At 71.5% G+C, this 18,351-nt stretch carries 17 protein-coding genes, 1 tRNA gene and 2 pseudogenes; 10 read left to right on the plus strand and 10 right to left on the minus strand.

Translation table 11 applies throughout. From position 1 onward, the window contains the following. Positions 1–68: 68 nt before the first annotated feature. From ACIBNA_RS11335 to ACIBNA_RS11355, 5 genes are read left to right on the plus strand one after another with little or no spacing between them, the layout of a single operon-like run. Positions 69–1,088 (plus strand): sugar ABC transporter substrate-binding protein, encoded by a 1,020-nt coding sequence (locus ACIBNA_RS11335; RefSeq protein ID WP_399164965.1) that lies wholly within the window; start codon positions 69–71, stop codon positions 1,086–1,088. Continuing rightward, positions 1,088–2,164, plus strand: a complete 1,077-nt coding sequence (locus ACIBNA_RS11340) for an ABC transporter permease (RefSeq protein ID WP_399164966.1) — start codon at positions 1,088–1,090, stop codon at positions 2,162–2,164. Before ACIBNA_RS11335 ends, ACIBNA_RS11340 begins: the two co-directional genes overlap by 1 nt. Positions 2,165–2,168: 4 nt before the next feature. Beyond that, positions 2,169–3,080, plus strand: coding sequence for an ATP-binding cassette domain-containing protein (locus ACIBNA_RS11345; protein ID WP_399164967.1), 912 nt, complete (start codon positions 2,169–2,171; stop codon positions 3,078–3,080). Between the two features lies 1 nt (position 3,081). Further along, on the plus strand, positions 3,082–3,984 hold the full coding sequence (locus ACIBNA_RS11350; protein WP_399164968.1) for a sugar phosphate isomerase/epimerase family protein: 903 nt from the start codon (positions 3,082–3,084) through the stop codon (positions 3,982–3,984). A gap of 18 nt (positions 3,985–4,002) precedes the next feature. Continuing rightward, a complete protein-coding gene (locus ACIBNA_RS11355; RefSeq protein WP_399164969.1) occupies positions 4,003–5,022 on the plus strand; it encodes a Gfo/Idh/MocA family protein in 1,020 nt (339 codons plus the stop codon). Between the two features lie 39 nt (positions 5,023–5,061). Here the strand turns inward: ACIBNA_RS11355 and ACIBNA_RS11360 are convergent. From ACIBNA_RS11360 to ACIBNA_RS11380, 5 genes and pseudogenes are all read right to left on the minus strand, one after another. Then, a pseudogene (locus ACIBNA_RS11360) lies at positions 5,062–5,507 on the minus strand (Gfo/Idh/MocA family oxidoreductase); the annotation flags it as partial. 187 nt (positions 5,508–5,694) lie between these two features. Then, positions 5,695–5,932: pseudogene (locus tag ACIBNA_RS11365) on the minus strand (Gfo/Idh/MocA family oxidoreductase); the annotation flags it as partial. Next, positions 5,929–6,933, minus strand: coding sequence for a Gfo/Idh/MocA family oxidoreductase (locus ACIBNA_RS11370; protein ID WP_399165036.1), 1,005 nt, complete (start codon positions 6,931–6,933; stop codon positions 5,929–5,931). The gene ACIBNA_RS11370 and the pseudogene ACIBNA_RS11365, both read right to left, overlap by 4 nt. Before the next feature lie 115 nt (positions 6,934–7,048). Beyond that, positions 7,049–7,825: an SDR family oxidoreductase gene (locus ACIBNA_RS11375; RefSeq protein WP_399164970.1), complete on the minus strand. Its 777-nt coding sequence runs from the start codon at positions 7,823–7,825 to the stop codon at positions 7,049–7,051. Positions 7,826–7,833: 8 nt separating this feature from the next. Beyond that, complete coding sequence (locus ACIBNA_RS11380; protein ID WP_399164971.1) at positions 7,834–8,991, minus strand: phytanoyl-CoA dioxygenase family protein; 1,158 nt, start codon at positions 8,989–8,991, stop codon at positions 7,834–7,836. Positions 8,992–9,099: 108 nt separating this feature from the next. Here ACIBNA_RS11380 and ACIBNA_RS11385 point away from each other — a divergent pair, with 108 nt between their 5' ends. Together ACIBNA_RS11385 and ACIBNA_RS11390 are read left to right on the plus strand one after the other, a co-directional pair. Next, positions 9,100–10,134 carry a LacI family DNA-binding transcriptional regulator gene (locus ACIBNA_RS11385; RefSeq protein ID WP_399164972.1) on the plus strand — a complete coding sequence of 345 codons (1,035 nt, stop codon included), beginning with the start codon at positions 9,100–9,102 and terminating at the stop codon, positions 10,132–10,134. A gap of 63 nt (positions 10,135–10,197) precedes the next feature. Then, positions 10,198–10,809, plus strand: coding sequence for a TMEM175 family protein (locus ACIBNA_RS11390; protein ID WP_399164973.1), 612 nt, complete (start codon positions 10,198–10,200; stop codon positions 10,807–10,809). Between the two features lie 3 nt (positions 10,810–10,812). Here ACIBNA_RS11390 and ACIBNA_RS11395 read toward each other — a convergent pair whose 3' ends face one another. Beyond that, entirely contained in the window at positions 10,813–11,976 is a 1,164-nt protein-coding gene (locus ACIBNA_RS11395) for a Gfo/Idh/MocA family protein (RefSeq protein WP_399164974.1), read from the minus strand. A gap of 111 nt (positions 11,977–12,087) precedes the next feature. Here ACIBNA_RS11395 and ACIBNA_RS11400 point away from each other — a divergent pair, with 111 nt between their 5' ends. After that, positions 12,088–13,086 carry a LacI family DNA-binding transcriptional regulator gene (locus ACIBNA_RS11400; RefSeq protein WP_399164975.1) on the plus strand — a complete coding sequence of 333 codons (999 nt, stop codon included), beginning with the start codon at positions 12,088–12,090 and terminating at the stop codon, positions 13,084–13,086. A gap of 677 nt (positions 13,087–13,763) precedes the next feature. Continuing rightward, positions 13,764–13,837: transfer RNA gene (locus ACIBNA_RS11405), tRNA-Pro, on the plus strand. Between the two features lie 212 nt (positions 13,838–14,049). On the opposite strand, the gene ACIBNA_RS11410 is transcribed toward ACIBNA_RS11405, so the two are convergent. The 4 genes from ACIBNA_RS11410 to ACIBNA_RS11425 all read right to left on the minus strand — a co-directional run bounded on the left by ACIBNA_RS11410 (position 14,050) and on the right by ACIBNA_RS11425 (position 16,503). Next, positions 14,050–14,796 (minus strand): ATP-binding cassette domain-containing protein, encoded by a 747-nt coding sequence (locus ACIBNA_RS11410; RefSeq protein WP_399164976.1) that lies wholly within the window; start codon positions 14,794–14,796, stop codon positions 14,050–14,052. 19 nt (positions 14,797–14,815) lie between these two features. Continuing rightward, positions 14,816–14,971, minus strand: a complete 156-nt coding sequence (locus ACIBNA_RS11415) for a hypothetical protein (protein WP_399164977.1) — start codon at positions 14,969–14,971, stop codon at positions 14,816–14,818. A gap of 1 nt (position 14,972) precedes the next feature. Further along, positions 14,973–15,332 (minus strand): hypothetical protein, encoded by a 360-nt coding sequence (locus ACIBNA_RS11420; RefSeq protein WP_399164978.1) that lies wholly within the window; start codon positions 15,330–15,332, stop codon positions 14,973–14,975. A gap of 85 nt (positions 15,333–15,417) precedes the next feature. After that, positions 15,418–16,503 carry a M12 family metallopeptidase gene (locus ACIBNA_RS11425; RefSeq protein ID WP_399164979.1) on the minus strand — a complete coding sequence of 362 codons (1,086 nt, stop codon included), beginning with the start codon at positions 16,501–16,503 and terminating at the stop codon, positions 15,418–15,420. Positions 16,504–16,598: 95 nt separating this feature from the next. On the opposite strand from ACIBNA_RS11425, the gene ACIBNA_RS11430 reads away from it, so the two are divergent. Further along, positions 16,599–18,323, plus strand: a complete 1,725-nt coding sequence (locus ACIBNA_RS11430; RefSeq protein ID WP_399164980.1) for a LuxR C-terminal-related transcriptional regulator — start codon at positions 16,599–16,601, stop codon at positions 18,321–18,323. The last annotated feature ends 28 nt before the right edge of the window (positions 18,324–18,351 follow it).

Below are 18,351 nucleotides of genomic sequence, written 5' to 3' on the forward strand. Positions count from 1 at the left end.
TCCGGGACCACGGATCCTCGTGATCCCCTCCCTTTCCCCAGCAGCAGCACAGTGAGGTGCCAGGAAAGATGGACCGCTCTTCTCACCCCCGCTCCCGCAGGATCGCGCCGGTTGTAGCCGTTGCCGCGGCAGCGGCCCTGACCCTCGCCGGCTGTTCCAGCAGTTCCGGGGGCAAGAAGTCCGAGGAAGGCGCCGCGAACGCCTCCGCCGGCAAGGCGACCACGCCGCGCATGACCGTCGCCCTGGTCACCCACCAGGCACCCGGTGACACCTTCTGGGACACCGTGCGCAAGGGTGCCGAGGCCGCCGCCGCCAAGGACAACATCAAGCTCGTCTACTCCGCCGACCCGAACGCGGGCAACCAGGCCAACCTGGTCCAGAACGCGATCGACCAGAAGGTCGACGGCATCGCCGTCACGCTCGCCAAGCCGGACGCCCTCAAGGGCGTCATCGGCAAGGCCGAGAAGGCGGGCATACCCGTCGTCGGCCTCAACTCCGGCCTCAGCGACTGGAAGAAGCTCAACCTGCTGGAGTTCTTCGGCCAGGACGAGTCCGTCGCGGGCGAGGCCTTCGGCAAGAAGCTGAACGAGGTCGGCGCCAAGCACGTCCTGTGCGTCATGCAGGAGCAGGGCAACGTCGGCCTGACCGAGCGCTGCGACGGCGTGGCGAAGACCTTCGACGGCAAGACCACCCCCGACAACGTCAACGGCACGGACATGCCGTCGGTGAAGTCGACGATCACCGCCAAGCTGAAGCAGGACCCCTCCATCGACTACGTCGTCACGCTCGGCGCCCCGTTCGCGCTGACCGCGGTGCAGTCGGTGGGCGACGCCGGCAGCAAGGCGAAGGTCGCCACCTTCGACCTCAACAAGCAACTCATCAAGGCCATCCAGGACGGCTCCATCCAGTTCGCCGTCGACCAGCAGCCCTACCTCCAGGGCTACCTGGCCGTCGACGGTCTGTGGCTCTACAAGAACAACGGCAACTACAGCGGCGGCGGCGAGCAGCCCGTGCTGACCGGCCCGGCCTTCGTCGACAAGTCCAACGTCGACAAGATCGGGGAGTTCGCCGCGAAGGGCACCCGGTGATGAGCATGACCCAACAGGCTGCGCCGGCGGTGAACACACCGCCGGCCTCCGGCCCCAAGGAAACCGACGGGCGAACGGCACAGCGCCCCCTGGCGCTCAGACTGCTCTCCCGGCCCGAGGTCGGCGTCTTCCTCGGCGCCGTCGCGGTCTTCGTCTTCTTCCTCATCGCGGCGCCGTCGCTGCGCCAGGGCAGTTCGATCGCGACGGTCCTCTACCAGGCGTCGACCATCGGGATCATGGTCGTGCCAGTGGCGCTGCTGATGATCGGCGGCGAGTTCGACCTGTCGTCCGGCGTGGCCCCGATCGCCTCGGCGCTGACCGCGAGCATGACCGCCTTCCAGCTGACCCTGAACGTGTGGGTCGGCGTGCTGGTCGCCCTGGCGGTGTCGCTGGCGATCGGCTTCTTCAACGGCTGGCTGCTGGTGAAGACCGGGTTGCCGAGCTTCCTGGTCACCCTGGGCACGTTCATGGGCCTGCAGGGCGTGAACCTGGCGGTGACCAAGCTGATCACCGGCAACGTGGCCACCGACGACATCAGCGACATGGACGGCTTCGACCAGGCGAAGGCGATCTTCGCGTCGTCCTTCAACATCGGCGGCGTCGAGGTGAAGATCACCATCATCTGGTGGCTGGTCTTCGCGGCCCTGGCCTCCTGGGTGCTGCTGCGCACCAAGTACGGCAACTGGATCTTCTCGGTCGGCGGCAACAAGGACAGCGCCCGCGCGGTCGGTGTGCCGGTGAACTTCACCAAGATCTCGCTGTTCATGCTGGTCGGCTTCGGTGCCTGGTTCGTCGGTATGCACAACCTGTTCGCCTTCAACACGGTGCAGTCCGGTGAGGGTGTGGGCAACGAGCTGATCTACATCGCGGCGGCGGTGGTCGGCGGATGTCTGCTGACCGGCGGCTACGGCACGGTGATCGGCCCGGTGTTCGGCGCGTTCATGTTCGGCATGGTCAACCAGGGCATCGTGTTCGCCGGCTGGAACCCCGACTGGTTCAAGACCTTCCTCGGCGTGATGCTGGTCGGCGCCACCCTCGTCAATCTGTGGGTCCGCAAGCAAGCGACCCGGAGGTGATCGCATGACAAGCAACTCCACCGGCACCCACGGGGCCGTTCTGAAGGACACCCGGACCACGGACGAGCGGCCCGTCGTCGAGCTGCGGGGCGCCGGCAAGTCGTACGGCAACATCCGTGCCCTGCACGGCGTGGACCTGTCCGTGCACGCCGGCAAGGTGACCTGCGTCCTCGGCGACAACGGCGCCGGCAAGTCCACCCTCATCAAGATCATCTCGGGTCTGCACCAGCACACCGAGGGCGAGTTCCTCGTCGACGGCGAACCGGTGCGCTTCTCCACCCCGCGCGAGGCCCTCGACAAGGGCATCGCCACGGTCTACCAGGACCTCGCCGTCGTCCCGCTGATGCCGGTGTGGCGCAACTTCTTCCTCGGCTCCGAGATGACCAAGGGCCCCTGGCCCCTGCGCCGTCTCGACATCGAGAAGATGAAGAAGACCGCGGACGAGGAACTGCGCAACATGGGCATCGTCCTCGACGACATGGAGCAGCCCATCGGCACGCTCTCCGGCGGCCAGCGCCAGTGCGTCGCGATCGCCCGCGCCGTCTACTTCGGCGCCCGCGTCCTCATCCTGGACGAGCCGACCGCCGCCCTCGGCGTCAAGCAGTCCGGTGTGGTGCTGAAGTACATCGCCGCCGCCCGCGAGAAGGGCCTCGGCGTCATCTTCATCACCCACAACCCGCACCACGCCTACATGGTCGGCGACCACTTCAGCGTGCTGCGCCTCGGCACCATGGAACTGTCCGCCTCCCGCAGCGAGGTCAGCCTCGAAGAGCTGACCAACCACATGGCCGGCGGCACCGAACTGGCCTCCCTCAAGCACGAGTTGGCGCAGGTTCGCGGCGTCGACGTCGAGGAGCTCCCCGAGGCGGGAGACCTCACCGCCCCCGTAGCCACGTCTTCGGAAGGAAAGTCCTGACATGGCCCTCGCGCTCGACCGCATCCGGGTCGGCTCCGCCCCCGACTCCTGGGGCGTCTGGTTCCCCGACGACCCCCAGCAGGTGCCCTGGGAACGCTTCCTCGACGAGGTCGCCGAGGCCGGCTACTCGTGGATCGAACTCGGCCCCTACGGCTACCTGCCGACCGACCCGGCCCGGCTCACCGACGAGGTGACCAAGCGCAACCTGAAGGTCTCCGCCGGCACGATCTTCTGCGGCCTGCACCGCGGCCCGTCCGAGTGGGACTCCACCTGGGAGCAGGTCAGCCGGGTCGCCGCCCTCACCCAGGCCATGGACGCGGGGCACCTGGTGGTCATCCCGTCCTTCTGGCGGGACGACAAGACCGCCGAGATCCTGGAGCCCCCGGAGCTCACGACCGAGCAGTGGCGCAACCTCACCACGGGCATGGAGCGCCTCGGTCGTGAGGTGAAGGACAAGTACGGCCTGGACATCGTCGTCCACCCGCACGCCGACACCCACATCGACACCGAGGAGCACGTCGAGCAGTTCCTCGACTCGACCGACTCCGACGTGGTCAACCTCTGCCTGGACACCGGGCACTACGCATACTGCGGCGGCGACAGCGTCAAGCTGATCGAGACGTACGGCGAGCGCATCGGCTATCTGCACCTCAAGCAGGTCGACCCGGACATCCTCGCCGACGTCGTCAAGAACGAGATCCCGTTCGGCCCCGCCGTGCAGCGCGGCGTGATGTGCGAACCGCCCGCCGGTGTCCCCGAGTTGGGGCCGGTGCTCACGGCCGCCCAGAAGCTGGGCGTGGACCTGTTCGCCATCGTCGAGCAGGACATGTACCCCTGCGAGCCGGACAAGCCGCTGCCGATCGCGGTGCGCACCCGCAAGTTCCTGAGGTCCTGCGGCGCCTGACGACCCGAAAGGACGGCCATGGCTGAGCGCGCCACCCTGGGAGTCGCGGTCATCGGTACCGGAAGGATGGGCGCCGACCATGTGCGCCGCATCCAGGAAGTCATCAGCGGAGCACGGGTGGTCGCCGTCGCGGACGTCGACGCGGAACGCGCGAAGGCCGTCGCCGCCCGCGTCGACGACTGCACCGCCCACACCGACCCGGCCGCCGCGCTGGCGGCGGCCGACGTCGACGCCGTCCTGATCGCCTCCCCGGGCCCGGCCCACGAGGCCACACTGCTCGCGGCCTTCGAGCGCGATCTGCCCGTCTTGTGCGAGAAGCCGCTCACCCCCGACGCGGCCTCCGCCCTGCGCGTCCTCGAAGCCGAACTGCGCCTCGGCCACCGCCGTGTCCAGGTCGGTTTCATGCGCCGCTACGACCCCGAGTACGCGAAGCTGAAGGCCCTGCTGGCAACGGGGCAGCTGGGCCGTCCACTGATGCTGCACAACCGCCACCGCAACGTGGCCAGCCCGCCCTTCTTCACCAGCTCCATGCTCATCAGCGACTCCGTCGCCCACGAGGCGGACGTGACCCGCTGGCTGCTGGACCACGAGATCACGGCGGTCACGGTGCTGCGCCCGGCCCCGTCCGCCAACGCCCCCGACGGGCTGCGCGATCCGCAGTTCGTCGTCTTCGAGACCGACGGCGGCGCCCTCTGTGACGTGGAGATCTTCGTCAACTGCGGCTTCGGCTACCAGGTCCAGGCCGAGGTGGTCTGCGAACGCGGCACCGCCCGCATCGGAGACGGCCACGCCCTGGTCACCAACATGGCCGGCCGCTGGGGCGGCACCATCGCCCAGGACTTCACCGAACGCTTCGAGACGGCCTACGACCGTCAGATCCAGACCTGGGTCGACGCCACCCGCCGCGGCGAGGTCACCGGCCCGAGCGTCTGGGACGGCTACGCCGCCGCCGCGGTGTGCGAGGCGGGGGTCCGGGCGCTGGAGGACGGCGGCCGGGTCGAGGTCGAACTGGTCGAGAAACCCGCGCTGTACGCGTGAACGGGCCGGGGGTGTGCCCCCGGCCCGCTCGGCGTCTTCTCAGACCCTGGTGCGGGGCCGGGGCCCGAACCCCGCCGCGCGGTAGCAGTCGTCGATGAGCGCCATAGTCGTCACCGCGTCGTCCGCGTCCAGCGGCAGCGCCGCACCGTCTCGCACCCGGGCGGCGAACGCCTCCAGCTGGTACGTGTACGACGAGCGCGTCCCCAGGTGTTCCGTGCGCTCGCCCTCCGGGGTGCGCACCACGATCCGGTCGTCCATCTGGGGCAGCACGAAGTTCGGGGCCGTCACCTCACCGCGGGAGCCGGTGATCCGGATGCTCATCTCCAGCCCGTCGTAGGCCATGTGGCGGCGGGCCGAGCCCGTCGCGCCGCCGGGGAACTCCAGGTCGGCGTCCAGCCACTCGTCGACCCCGGGCGCACCCGCGCGCCCCCGCCCCGTGCCCCGGCCAGGCGGGCAGCGCGGAGTTGCCTCGTGGCAGAATGTGACGCGCACGCCCGGCGCCCAGGTGACGTCGGGCGAGGGCTGGCGGGCTTCTCCCGTTCAGCACCAGGGCGTGAAGGCGATTGACCCACTCCCTGAGCGACGCTCAGGTCTGCTGGTCAGTCAATCAGAGACGCTGCAGCAGCCCAGGATTAGCAGGGCGCCGTAGGCCAGCGGCCCGTGTGGGGCCGCTGACCAGCGGGTTGTAGACGACGTCGACCTCGGGATCGGCCACCAGCTCGGCGTACGAACCCGCCACCCGCTCCACGCCGTGCTCGGCGGCGAACGCCTCGGCTCGGGCGCGGTCGCGGGCGGCCACCGCGACGAGGCGGTGGCCGGTCGCCCGGGCCGGGTCGATCAAGGAGCGTCCGGTGATCCGCGCGGCTCCCAGCACACCTATGCGCAGGGGTTCCCGGCCCTTCTCGCTCATGCCTGCCGTACCTCCTCGATCGTCACGGGACGGTGCTCGTGCAGCGACAGTGTGCACGCCTCGGCGATCCAGCCCGCCTCCAGGGCGTCCTCGATCGTGCAGGGGGAGGGGCGGGTGCCGGCGACGACCTCGGTGAACGCGGTCAGTTCGGCGCGGTAGGCCTCGGTGAAGCGGTCCATGAAGAAGTCGTGCGGGGTGCCCGCCGGGAAGGTCACGCCCGGCTCGACCGAGCGCAGCGGCAGCTTGTCCTCCAGACCGACGGCGATGGAGTCCGTGAAGCCGTGGATCTCCATGCGGACGTCGTAACCGCGGGCGTTGTGGCGGGAGTTGGAGACCACCGCGATGGTGCCGTCGTCCAGGGTGAGGATCGCGCCGGTGGTGTCGGCGTCACCGGCATCCTTGATGAAGTCGGCACCGCGGTTGCCGCCCACGGCGTACACCTCGGTCACCTCACGGCCGGTCACCCAGCGGATGATGTCGAAGTCGTGCACCGAGCAGTCGCGGAAGATGCCGCCGGAGGCGGCGATGTACGCGGCGGGCGGAGGCGCCGGGTCGAGCGTGGTCGAGCGGACCGTGTGCAGCTTGCCGAGCTCGCCGCTCCGCACGGCGGCGCGGGCGCCCACGAAACCGGTGTCGAAGCGGCGGTTGTAGCCGATCTGGATCGGCACGTCCCTGCCGCGTACGGCCTTCAGCACCTCGACGCCCTCGCTCATGGTCTTGGCGACAGGCTTCTCGCAGAAGACCGGGATGCCGGCCTCGACCCCGGCCAGGATCAGCGCGGGGTGGGCGTCCGTCGCGGCCGCGACGACGATGCCGTCCACGTCGGCGGCCAGCAGGGCCTCGGGCGAGTCCACGACCTCGGCGCCGAACCGCTCGGCGGCGGCCTTGGCGGCGTCCGCGAACGGGTCGGTGACGACGAGGGACTCGACGGCGTCGAGCCCGGAGAGGGTCTCGGCGTGGAAGGCGCCGATGCGGCCGAGGCCGAGGATTCCGATACGCATGGGTGTTGCTCCTAGCTGTAAACGGGGAGTGGTTCTATGCCCTCAGGGGCGCGGGGAACTGCGCGACCAGCCACAACGGCGCCGCACACGACAGACGACAATGCGCGGCGGATCCTCAGTCGAGTCCGCCCAACACGTTCTGATCCCAATCGATAACCGACCCGGTGACCACCCCGGACCGCTCCGACAGCAGGAACACAACAAAGTCGGCGATCTCATCCGGTTGGCCCAGCTTGCCCATCGGCAACTTCGCGGCGGCCTCCTCACGCCAGTCGTCCCCGGCGCCGTGGAACACCCGCTGCGTCGCGTCCTCCCCCTCCGTCGCGGTCCAGCCGATGTTGAGGCCGTTGATCCGGACCCGGTCCCACCGGTGCGCGTGCGCGGCGTTGCGGGTCAGGCCGACCAGGCCCGCCTTCGCGGCGACGTACGGCGCCAGGAACGGCTGCCCGCCGTGCGCCGACGACGTGATGATGTTGACGATCGTGCCGGGCGCCTGACGCGCGACCATGTCCGCGACCGCCGCCTGCATGGCGAAGAACGGTCCCTTGAGGTTGATCGCGATGTGCTGGTCGAACAGCTCGGGCGTGGTGTCCAGCAGCGTCCCCCGGGAGGTCAGCCCGGCGGAGTTCACGAGGCAGTCGACGCGGCCGTACGCCTCCACGACCCGGGCCACGGAGGCCTTCGCCTGCGCGGCGTCCGACAGGTCGGCCCGTACGAACACGGCCTTGCCGCCCGCGGCGGTCAGCTCCTCCACCAGGGCCTCGCCGGGTTCGGGGCGCCGCCCGGTGACGGCCACGACCGCCCCCTCGCGGACCGCGGCCCGCGCGATGGCCGCGCCGACACCCTGACTGCCGCCGTTGACCAGGACGACCTTGTCGTCGAGAAGTCCCACGAGGTTCCTCAGCTCTCTCGCCGTTCGGTACCGGCCCGCAGCTCCGCACGGAGCGCCTGCGGTGTCCACTCCTCCTGCAGTGCCCGCCGTACGAGATCCGCCTGCGAGGGCGGGGCCAGACCGTCGACCGGCGGGTCGCTGTCGAGGTTGGTGGGGAAGGGGTAGCCCTCGGCGCTCGCCGCGATGACGTTGGCCAGCCACGCCTCGCTCGCGCCCTCGGCCCTCCGCTTCAGCAGCACGGGGTACACCGCGTTCGCCACGGCCTCCCGGTCCACGGTCTCCATCGCGCGCCCGAACGCGGACGACACCTGCAACAGGTTGGCCATGCGCCGGATGTCCGCCGAACGGTTGGTGCCGGCGGCGTGGAAGAGGGCCGGATTGAAGAAGACCGCGTCGCCCTTCGCGAGCGGCAGCTGCACCTGGTGCGCCTCGAAGTACGCCCGGAACTCCGGGCGCCGCCAGGCGAGATAGCCCGGCTCGTACTTCTGCGAGTGCGGCAGGTACATCGTCGGCCCGGACTCCACGGGCATGTCGCAGTGCGCGACCGCGCCTTGGAGGGTCAGCACGGGGGAGAGGCGGTGCACGTGCCCGGGGTAGGCGGCGGCGACCTCGTCGGACAGGAAGCCCAGATGGTAGTCGCGGTGCGCGGTCTGCGCGGCGCCGCCCGGGTTGACCACGTTCAGCTGCGAGGTGACCTGGTAGCCGGGGCCCAGCCAGGCCGTCGCCACGAGGGCGAGGACGTCGTTGGCGTAGTAGTCGGCGAACGCCTCCGCGTCGTACAGAGCCGCCTTCTCCAGCGCGTTCCACACCCGGTCGTTGGCGCCCGGCTTCGCGAAGTGGTCACCGGCCGTCGCGCCCGAGGCGCGCTGCTCGGCGATCAGGGCGTCGAACACGGCGGTGGCCCGGTCCACGACGTCCGGGTCGGGAAAGGCACCGCGGAAGACGACGATGCCGGGCCCCTCGGCGAGCGCGCGCACCAGCTCGGCCTGGACCACCCGGTCGCCCTCGAGCAGACCGGCGTCGTAGACCGGCACGTTCCGCTCCACGGCCGAGGCGTGCGGATAGTCGGCGGGGTCCGTCGCCCGCTCGACCAGCGCGCGGAACGCGTGGAGATCGCAGTCCTGCTCGGACAGCCAGACGCGGGGGTGTACGGGAGTGAAGGACATCGTCGTCCCTTCGGGGTCACGGAGCGACGGAGCCCTGTCATTCTTGTCAGTACAAACCCCTCGAACAACCAGCAGGCAGCCATCAAAAACCCCTCAAGGAGCCGGCGCATGGGCCACCCCTTCCCGATCCGGGAGATCGCACGCCAGGCGGGCCTGAGCGAGGCGACCGTCGACCGGGTCCTCAACGGCCGGGGCGGGGTCCGGGAGAGCACCGCGCAGGAGGTGCGCCGGGCGATAGCCGACCTGGACCGGCAGCGCACCCAGGTCCGGCTCGTCGGCCGGACGTTCATGGTCGACATCGTGATGCAGGCGCCCGAGCGCTTCACCACCGCCATCCGCGCCGCCCTGGAGGCCGAGCTGCCGTCCCTGCACCCGGCGGTGCTGCGCTCCCGCTTCCACTTCCGCGAGACCGGTCCGGTCGGGGAACTGGTGCGGATCCTGGACCGGATCGCCCGGCGCGGCTCGCAGGGCCTGATCCTCAAGGCCCCGGACGTCCCCGAGATCACCGCCGCCGTCGGCCGCCTCGAAGCCGCCGGCATCCCCGTCGTGACGCTGGTGACCGACCTGCCCGCCAGCTCCCGCCTCGCCTACGTCGGCATCGACGACCGGGCGGCGGGCGCGACGGCCGCGTATCTGATGGGCCAGTGGCTGGGGGAGCGCCCGGGCAACATCCTGACCAGCCTCAGCAGCGGCTTCTTCCGCAACGAGGAGGAGCGCGAGATGGGCTTCCGCAGCGCCATGCGCGCCCGGCACCCCGAGCGCACGCTGGTCGAGATCGCCGAGGGGCAGGGGCTGGACGCCACCCAGTACGACCTCGTGCGGGCCGCGCTGGAACGCGACCCGGACATCCGCGCGGTGTACTCGATCGGCGGCGGCAATATCGCCACGCTGCAGGCCTTCGACGACCTCGGCCGCGAGTGCGCCGTGTTCGTCGCGCACGACCTCGACCACGACAACACCCGGCTGCTGCGCGCGCACCGTCTGTCCGCCGTGCTCCACCACGACCTGCGCCAGGACGTGCGCGAGGCCTGCCACACGGTCATGCGGGCACACGGCGCGCTGCCACCGGCCGGGCCGTCGCTGCCGTCGGCGATCCAGGTGGTGACGCCGTACAACATGCCGCCCCAGGCGACGGCCGTGTGAGCCGGGGCGGGGCCGCGGCGTGTACCCGGAACGCCGTGCGCCACGGCCCCTACCGTCGTCCTCATGTGGACATCGCGCCCGGACGGCGGGCCGGACCGGTTGCTGACGCTCGCCGACGGCGTGTTCGCCATCGCCATCACGCTGCTGGTCCTGGACCTCTACGTCCCGCGAGGCCTGGACGCGGACGGGTATCGCGAAGCCCTGCACCGGCTGCTCCCGGACCTCGGGGCCTACGCGCTCAGCGTCGCTGTGCTCGGCAGTTTCTGGCGCGACCACCGCAGGATCTTCCGTGACGTACGGGAGGTGGACGGACACGTGATCATCCTGTCCCTCACCGGCTTGGGGGTCGCGGCCCTGGTGCCTTTCCCGACCAGGCTGCTCGCGGAGTACGGCGACGTGCCCGTGTCGGTCGCCGTCTACGCGGCGGCGGTCGCAGCGCTCGGTGCCTGCCATCTGGCGATGGCCGCCGTCCTGGCGAAGCGCCCGTGGCTGCGCGACGGCACCCCCTCCGACACCAGCAGCACGCCGTACCTCCTCGAGAGCGCCACGCTGGTGGTGGTGTTCGCCGGGGCCGTCCCGCTGGCCCTGGTGGTCGGCGCCCCGGCCATGTGGCTGTGGCTCGTCCTCGTCCCGGTGAGGTTCGTCCTGGGCCGCCGCCTCCAGAAGGCCGGCTGAACGTCAGTCACCCACGGTCACGTCCGCCCAGGTACCGCTCGACGCCGACCGTGCCATCGCGTCCAGGGCGGCCGCGCTGTGCACGGCGTCCGCGAGCGTCGCCCCGTGCGGGGTACCCTCGGCGACCGACCGGAGGAAGCGGTACGCCTCGATGACCTTCAGGTCGTCGTACCCCATGGCGTTCGCCGCGCCCGGCTGGAACGCGGCGAACTCGCCGTGGCCCGGGCCGACGTACACCGTCGTCACGGCCTGGTCCTGGTAGGTCGTGCCGCGGCTGATCCCCAGCTCGTTCATGCGGCGGAAGTCCCAGAACACCGCGCCCTTGGTGCCGTGCACCTCGAAGCCGTAGTTGTTCTGCTCGCCGACCGAGACCCGGCAGGCCTCCAGCACACCGCGCGCCCCGGAGGCGAAGCGCAGCAGGCAGCTGACGTAGTCCTCGTTCTCGACCGGGCCGAGTTCGCCGCCGGAGGCGCGGCTGTGGCCCGCCGTCGCCCTGGTCGGACGCGCCCGTTCCGGGAGGAAGACCGCCGTGTCGGCCGTCAGGGACGCGATGTCCCCCAGCAGATGACGGGCCAGGTCCGCGCCGTGCGAGGCCAGGTCGCCCAGCACGCCGCTGCCGCCCCGCTCCCGCTCGTACCGCCACGTCAGCGCGCCCTCGGGATGGGCCGCGTAGTCGCTGAACAGCCGGATGCGGACATGCGTGACCGTGCCGATCTCCCCCGAGGCGATCAGCTCGCGGGCCGCCTCGACGGCGGGCGCGTTGCGGTAGTTGAAGCCGACGGTGCCCTGCACCCCCGCCTCGGCCACCGCGTCCGCCACCGCACGGGCGTCCTCGGCGGTCAGACCCACCGGCTTCTCGATCCAGATGTGCTTGCCCGCCTCGGCCATGGCGACGCCGATCTCGCGGTGCAGGAAGTTCGGCGCGGTGATGCTGACCGCCTTCACCCGGGGGTCGGCGACCACCTCGCGCCAGTCACGCGTGGTCGACGCGAACCCGAACTGCGCGGCGGCCTCCTCCGCCCGGCCCGGCACCTCCTCTGCGACCGTGACCAGGTCCGGAACGAGGGGTAGCTGCGGATAGTGGTGCCGCACGCGCGCGTACGCCTGGGTGTGCACGCGCCCCATCCAGCCGAATCCGACGACGGCGACGCCGAGCGTGTCCACCATGAGAGCCCCTCTTTGGACCGTTCCAGAAACTGTCCAGCCCACCCTGGGCGCGGTTTCCCAAGGCTGTCAACCCTTTGACAAGGCGTCCACCTCCATGGAACGGTCCATCCCATGAGACCGCCGACGATCCGCGACGTTGCCGAACGGGCCGGCGTCTCCAAGTCACTGGTCTCCCTGGTGCTGCGCGGCTCGGAGCAGGTGCGCCCCGAGAAGCGGGAGGCCGTCCTCCGCGCCGCCCAGGAGCTCGGCTACCGGCCCAACGCCGCCGCGCGCAGTCTCTCCGAGCAGCGCACCCGCACGGTCGGCGTCCTGCTGAACGACCTGCGCAACCCCTGGTTCGTCGACCTCCTCGACGGCCTGAACTCCCTCCTGCACGCAGGCGGCCTGCACATGCTGCTCGCCGACGCCCGCCTCAACCGCCGCACCGGCCAGGACCCGGCCGATCCGCTCCTGGACCTCCGCGTCGACGGCCTGGTCGTGGTCGGCACCCTGCCCGGCCCGGCGGCCCTCGGGGCGGTCGCCGAGCGGATGCCGGTCGTCCTGGCCGGCGCCCGCGAGCCCGTGCCGCCCGGGGTGGACCAGGTCGCCGGCGACGACGAACAGGGCGCCCGGCTGGTCACCGAGCACCTCATCGGCCTCGGCCACCGCCGCATCGCGCACCTCGCGGGCTACGGAGCCGTCGGCGAACTGCGCCGCCGCAGCTTCGAGGCGACGATGCGGGCGCACGGCCTGGCGGACCGGGCCGTCGTCGAGACCGGCGACATGACCGAGGAGGGCGGCTACCGCGCCACCGTCCGCCTCCTCAGCCGGCCCGACCGCCCCACCGCCGTCTTCGCCGTCAACGACATCACCTGCGTCGGCGCCCTCTCCGCGGCGGAGGAACTGGGCCTGCGCGTCCCGCACGACGTGTCCGTCGTCGGCTACGACAACACGAGCATCTCCCGGCTGCGCCACCTGTGGCTCACCACCGTCGACAACGCCGGCCACGAGGTCGGCCGCCGCGCCGCCCGTTTCCTCCTCGACCGCTTCGAGCGGCCCGGGGGAGAGGGGCGGGTCCATCTGGCGGCGCCGACGCTGGAGATCCGAGGGACGACGGGCCGGCCGTCGTAGAGGCCCGTGCGCGGTGGCGCCGTCTTCTGGCCGTGGCGCGGCGGGCAGTTGCTCGCCGCGAACCAGGGCGACCGGGGATTGACCGCCTGTGCGCCGGCGGGCGTGTGCTCCATGGTCTTCATCGGCCTTGCCGCCGTGCGCGGTTCGCGCCGGGCGGGCGCTCATCGGCGCCCGCTGAGCGGTGGATCGGACCGCGGTGTCCGTCTCGACCTCTATGCCCTGGTCGGGTGCACCCGTCGATTTAGCGTATTGTTTGCGGCATATGCCCACGAGTTGAGGCTTGCGGGCATCCTGGGGGGAGGGGGAGCAACGGGTGGATGAGGCGCGGGACCGGCGTGTCCGGCGAGCCGAAGCGACGGGAGGCGCCGTCACGGGGCTCCTCGCCCTCGCGTCCTGCGCCGGGCACGCGACCAAGGCGGAACTGCCCTGGTGGGCCGCCCTCGCCGTCGCCGTGTCGACGGCTGGCCTCGCCGGCTGGACCGGGGCACATCTCGGCCGCCGGCGCGGGCGACGCGACGAGGCCGTTCTGGAGCCCGGCGAAAGGCCCCTCGGCGCATACGCGATCCTCCCTCCGCACGCCACCGGTCACACACCGCTCGACTCCCACGAGGGTCCGGTGTGCGGATGCGGTAGGGTTGACCTGCGTGATCACGCGGGTTCGACCGCGCGAGCCGCATCGGGACGTGGCGCAGCTTGGTAGCGCACTTGACTGGGGGTCAAGGGGTCGCAGGTTCAAATCCTGTCGTCCCGACTCATAGGAGTCGCAGGTCAGAGGCCGTATCGGAGGAATCCGACACGGCCTCTTGATCGTTGGTCGTGCCGACGTAGGTGCTCGTACCCGAGCTCCGCTGCTGGGCCCTCTGCCGGACGACTGCACCTCAAACCCACGAGCAGGGCCTCTCGGGTTACATCTGCGCCGCCACCCCGACGCCGACTCAAGCAGTGGCGCGGCCTGGCCAGTCGCTACGACAAGACCGAGCCGTCCACCTTGCTGGGCTCCACGTCGCTGCCATTCTCATCTGTCAGCATGGTGATCCCGCAGCAGCGCCCCGCATTCCAGAAATCGGCGTAGCGGCCGCCGCGGCGCAGCAGCTCGTCGTGGGTGCCCTTCTGCGCGATCGAGACACGCTGCTCACCGCCCGACAGCAGTGCGCCGCCCTCGCCGACATTCGCCGCCCATCCGCCGGGCAGCCGCTCGATCACCTCGTCCAGCCGCGCCGCGGTCGCTGCCGCCCGCACCTCGGCTTCGTCGGCGTCGGGACGGCCGAGGCGTACGTTCTCCTCGATCGTGCCGTCGAAGAGACAGACGTCCTGGAAGACGATGGCGATCTGCGCCATCAAGACCTCCGTGCTGACAGCGCGCACGTCCACCCCTCCCACGCGCACCGCGCCCGCGTTCACGTCGTAGAACCGCCAGATCAATTGCAGCAATGTGCTCTTGCCCGCACCTGACGGTCCGACAACGGCAAGCCGCTCTCCCTCCGGCACGGACAATGACGCGTTGTCGATCATCGTGCGGTCGCCCTGTCGGAAGGCGACGGACTCGAACTCCAGGTGATGGCGTACCGGTTGGATCGGTTCGGCCGGTTCCGGCAGCGGCTCGGTGCGCAGTACCGTGTCGAGCCGCGCCAACTCGTAGCGCCCACCGCAGAGTTGGCCGTCGATGTCCGACAGTGACAGCAGCGGATCCGCGTAGCGGGCGGCCAGCATCAGGATCGCCAGTGCGCCGTCAACCAGGTCGCGAGCCCGGCGTCTCCACCGGTGGGGCGCGGCGCAGGTGCGGATCTGGGGACCGGTGGCGCCAGGGCGCGTAGTAGCGCTCGTCGCCGTCGGGCTCGAACAGGTCGAAGAGATGCAGGGCGGCGGCGAACTTGCTGTGCTGCAACTCATGGGCGAGGGACGGGGCGAGACCGCGGCCGGGACAGCGCCATGGAGCCGAACGCCTCCGCGCTGCTGCCGCTGAAGCTGCCCGTGTGGCCGAGGGGCACCAAGGTGCGTGGGCCGGCGGTGAGTTCGGCGCAGGCCTCCGGGTGGTGGGCCCGTAGCAGCCGGCGGGCCTCCCGGGCCGTGACCTCCCACCAGTGCAGATCGCCCGGCGTCAGACCCAGCGGCCGGCTCCGGCACGCCGGGGAAGCGCAGTGGGTCCACGTCGTCCAGGAGCAGAGGCGCGCCGGTGTCCAGCCCGACGCGCCGGTGTGCCGCCCGCCACCGTGGTCGACGACGCATGGCGCGGTCGAGGACGTCACCCACCCCCCCCGATGAGGCGACGTCCTCGACCGCTCCCCCGGCGCCGGACAGTGGCTCAGATGTCCGCGCGGCGGATCCGTGCCGTCACCAGCACATCACCGCCGTCTCGCCGGAACCCCAGGCGGAGTACAGGCGTACGCGGACGAAGTAGCGGCGGCCCTTGACGAGCCGGGCGCTGATCGTGGCGTTGTGCGGAGCTCCCCCGTCGTCCTGCCCGGCGAGGTAGCGGGGTTCCCCGTCCCGCTCCTCGAAGACCACGACGACGGCGTCGCTGTCGCCGAAGGTGCCCAGCGTGTACGTGCGGGTCTCCGGCGGGTCGACGACGAAGTCGGCCTGTTCGCCCGGCCCGAGACCGAGTGGTGCCGAGCGGAACGGCACCAGCGCGGGCGGGCCCGCCGGATGCGCCGGCGGATACCAGCGGAGCGCGAACTCCTTGTCGGCGGCGGACAGGGTGCCGGGCGGGTTGAGACCCGCACGGTACTGCTCCGGCTCCAGGACCAGCCCCGACGAGAACGGATACTCCATGATCGACTGCGGGTCCCAGACAGAGCCGTTGACCTCGTCCGGGTCGAGCTTGCGCAGGATGTTGTAGTGCGTCCGCTCCCGGCTCCAGTGGTTGGGCGGGCCCGCCAGTTCGGCGTAGACGGCCTCGTCGTCCCAGTGGATGCCGGCGAACGGGCTCTGGTGCTCGTGCAGCATGCCGAGCGCGTGCCCGATCTCGTGCAGGGCCGTCCCGGGCTCCCCGGGCGCGGTCAGGTCCCAGCCGAAGTTCATGGTGCGCTCGTGCCGGCCGGCCAGCAGCGCGTCCCGGCCCACCGCCGACCAGGAGCCGGCGCCGAGCTGGAACCCGATGCGCAGTTCGGCCTCCGAGCAGTCGTCGACCTCGGCGAAGGCGATCCCGATGCCGAGGTCCTGCCACTCCTTGAAGCACTCGCGCACGACGTCGCACTGTTCCTTGTCCCCGGCCCAAGGCACCCGTCGCGTCATCCCCGTCCCCGGCACGGGGATGACGGACGCGTCGGTGTCACGGTCGAAGAAGCAGTAGTGCAGAACCGTGCCGTTGACCCACATCCGCCGCCCGCTCGCGAGCGCGCTCAGCCGCTCGGCTGCCAGCCCCGGTGCGAAGGCGGGCGCCGGCGCCTGTGCCAGCGAGCAGTAGCGTGCGGTCATGGTCACAGCCTGCCCCGCGGCCGGTCCCGGGCGCCTGAGTCGGGGGCTACTCAAGTCTCCCTGTATCAGAAGTGAGTAGCCGCGCTCATGTCTGTGTGACGACTTACGAGAGGGACGCGACGACGCTGGAGCTGCCCTGGCCGTTCGCCGGGCGGGAGGACGAACTGGAGCTGGTCCGCAGGTCCCTGGCCGGCGGACGCCGAGGCATCGTGGTGACGGGGCCGGCGGGCTGCGGCAAGACCCGCCTCGTCACCGAGGTGGTCCGCGGCACCGACTGCGCCCGGGCGGCGGGATGGCCCGAGAGCCGGGCCATCCCCTTCGCCGCGTTCGCCCATCTGCTGCCCGAGCCGGTCACCCTGCACCGCGCGGTCCAGCTCCTGTCGGGCATACGGACGTTGGTCGTGGACGACGCCCAGCTGCTCGACGACGCCTCCGCCGCCCTGGTCCACCAGCTCGCCGTGCACGGCCGCACCCGCCTGCTGGTCGTCGCCACGGACGGCACCCCGGTGCCGGGCGCGATCTCCCGGTTGTGGACCGGTGAGCTTCTGCCGCGTCTCGCCCTGGAACGGCTTCCCGAGGAGGAGACCGCGCAGCTGCTCACCGCCGCGGCTGGACCTCTCGAACCGCTCACCGTCAACCGGTTGCGGCGCCTGAGCCAGGGCGACCTGCGGCTGCTGCGCGACCTGCTGGGGGCCGTCCGCGGACTGCTGACCCCCGTGCCGGGCACCGGCGAACGGGCGTGGCGGGGCCCGGTGCCGCTGACCACGGCCGTCCGCGAACGCACCGCCCATGTCCTCGGCCGCACCTGTCCGCTCGAACGCGAGACCCTCGACCGCCTCGCCTTCGCCGAACCCCTGTCGCCGACGCTGGACGATCTGGACCTCGGGGCCCTCGAAGTCCTGGAGTCCGACGGCCTGATCGAGGTCGACGACCTGGGCGGCGTCCGCCTCGCCCACCCCCTCCACGGTCCGGTGCTCAGGGCAGCGGCGGGCCGGCTGCGGGCGCGCCGGCTGTCCCGGACACCGGACGCGTACGCCGCCGCCCTCGACGCCGAGTCGGCCGCGCTGGCCCGCCGGATCGACCAGGACGACGTACGGGCGACGCCCACGCCGGTGGGGGAGTGGCTGGTCGCCGAGGGCGGCCCGCTGCCCGGCCGGTACGCCGCCGTACGCGCCCGGTTCGCCCGGTTGCGGGGCGAGTTGAGGGAGGCGGCGGCCTGGGCGAGACAGGGCCTGCGGGGCGATCCCGAGGACGCGTCGTGCCGGGAGGAACTCGCCCGCGCCTGCGCACCGGTGCACAGCCGGGGAGACCTGGACCTCGAAGCCCTCGCCGACCCCTACGACGCGGTCCGCCTCGGCGTCCCCGAGAAGGTCATCGACCGGCTGACCGGCGTGTTCGCCCGGCACGCCGACGCGCTCACCCGCGCCGACGGCCCCGCCCTGGACGAGGTGGCCGAGGAACTGGAGCGGCGCGGCTTCACGCTGTTCGCCGCGGAGGCGCACGCCCAGGCCGTGCGCGCCCACCGCGATCCGAGCGCCGCCCGGCACTCCCGCACCCGGGCCGTCGCCCTGGCCCGGCGCTGCCAGGGCGCCCGCACACCCGCCCTGTCCGGGCTGGTCCTCGGCGAACTCACCGCCCGGCAGCGGCAGATCGTCACGCTCGCGGCGGCGGGCCTGAGCAACCGGCAGATCGCCGAACGCCTCACCCTGTCGATCCGGACCGTCGGCAACCACCTGTACAGCGCCTACGCCCGCCTCGGCGCGAGCGACCGCGGTGCCCTGCCCTGGCTGACGGAGATCCCGCAAGCCCAGCCGGCCTGAGGCCGCACCCTGACCGGCGGCCTGACCC

It is taken from the genome of Streptomyces sp. NPDC050164 (assembly GCF_044459945.1).
GTDB classification, from domain to species: domain Bacteria; phylum Actinomycetota; class Actinomycetes; order Streptomycetales; family Streptomycetaceae; genus Streptomyces; species Streptomyces coeruleorubidus_A.